This is a genomic window from Brevundimonas sp. CURTG3B2_SDJG (assembly GCF_057364705.1).
In genome coordinates this window covers 1-1,176 of the sequence record NZ_JBNFOJ010000498.1, presented here as the reverse complement: position 1 = coordinate 1,176, position 1,176 = coordinate 1, and the positions used below count along the sequence as shown (strand labels likewise).

3 protein-coding genes are annotated in these 1,176 nt (G+C 69.8%); 1 reads left to right on the top strand and 2 read right to left on the bottom strand.

Annotated elements, in window-relative coordinates; translation table 11 throughout:
- The coding region (locus tag AC2W7C_RS18205; RefSeq protein ID WP_486002607.1) for an OmpA family protein at positions 1-319 on the bottom strand (319 nt) is incomplete at its 3' end.
- 101 nt (positions 320-420) lie between these two features.
- Positions 421-756, bottom strand: a complete 336-nt coding sequence (locus AC2W7C_RS18200) for a YMGG-like glycine zipper-containing protein (RefSeq protein WP_486002606.1) — start codon at positions 754-756, stop codon at positions 421-423.
- Between the two features lie 161 nt (positions 757-917).
- Between AC2W7C_RS18200 and AC2W7C_RS18195 the strand changes: the two genes are divergently transcribed.
- A partial coding sequence (locus tag AC2W7C_RS18195) for a hypothetical protein (protein ID WP_486002605.1) occupies positions 918-1,176 on the top strand: 259 nt, incomplete at its 3' end.

Genomic DNA, 1,176 nt, shown 5'->3' with positions numbered 1-1,176 from the left:
CCAGGGCCTCGGCCACCGACTGCGCCCGGCGCTGCGACAGGTTCAGGTTCGCGCCCGCCGCGCCCTGGGCGTCGGCCAGGCCGATGACCTTTACGTTGCGGATGTCGCAGCCCTGCAGCTGGGTCGCCGTCAGCCCGATGGCCTGCAGCGCCGGCGTCGTCAGCCGCGCCTCGCCCTCGGCGAAATAGACCTCGAAGCGCTTGTCGGCGCAGTGCGACGGTTCGGCCACCAGGTCGCTCCGGTCCCGCACGCCCGGCGTCCAGCCGCACCCCGCCGTCGCCAGCGCCGCCAGGCCCGCCATCACGATCGTCCGCTTCATTCCGTTCCCCTGTCTCGGCCCGCTCCCCCGGGCGATTCATGAAAAAGGCGGTTCGCCGCATCGACGAACCGCCCGAATTCACACTGAGCTCCGCCCGCGTCCTAGTAGCGACGCTGGCCGTTCTCCCAGTAACACTCGCTCTGACGGTTGTCGTAGCAATAGTAGTACCGGCCGCCGCTGTCGCGGTAGCGCTGCTGGTTGGCGCGGTCCTGCTGAGAGCCGCGGATGGCGCCCGCCGCGCCGCCGACCACGGCGCCGATGGCCGCGCCCGTGCCCGCGTTGCCGCTGCCGGTGTTGTTGCCGATGATGGCGCCGGCGACGGCGCCGATTCCGGCGCCGATCGCGCCCTGACGATAGGTCTCGTCGTTGTAGCCGTCACTGGCGCAGGCGCTGGCCAGCAGACCCGCCCCTGCAATCGCGATGATCGCCTTCTTCATGGTGGTTTTCCTTCATCCCTCGGGTTCGCCCCACAGGTGAGAACGCTGGATAAGCGTTGCGGTTCCAACCCTATGATGGTCGTTAAGCCTGTAATAGGCGTCTTCCCGCCGCGCGGAGGGGCGCGCACAGGAGTGTTTCAGGGTCGAGACGGGGGTTTCGCATGCGTTTTTCCGAGCCGGTCCGCATGGCGGACGACGACCATAGCCCGGTATGGGCGCGGACCAAGCGTCGCCGCGGCGGCAACCCGATCGTGGGCGTCATCGTCACGCTGTTGGCGCTGTTCGGCGTCCTGACCGCCGTTCTGGGGATCAAGGAGCGGTCCCTCGCCGAGGGCGGGGCGCTGATGGACGGCTGGATCGCCCGGGGCGTCGCCGCGGTGCGGGGCGAAGCGCCCAAGGTCGCGGACGAAGCCGCCGACG

Bases quoted from the DNA above. Each gene is read 5' to 3' on its own strand.
- AC2W7C_RS18200 (WP_486002606.1), bottom strand. From the start codon at position 756: ATGAAGAAGGCGATCATCGCGATTGCAGGGGCGGGTCTGCTGGCCAGC.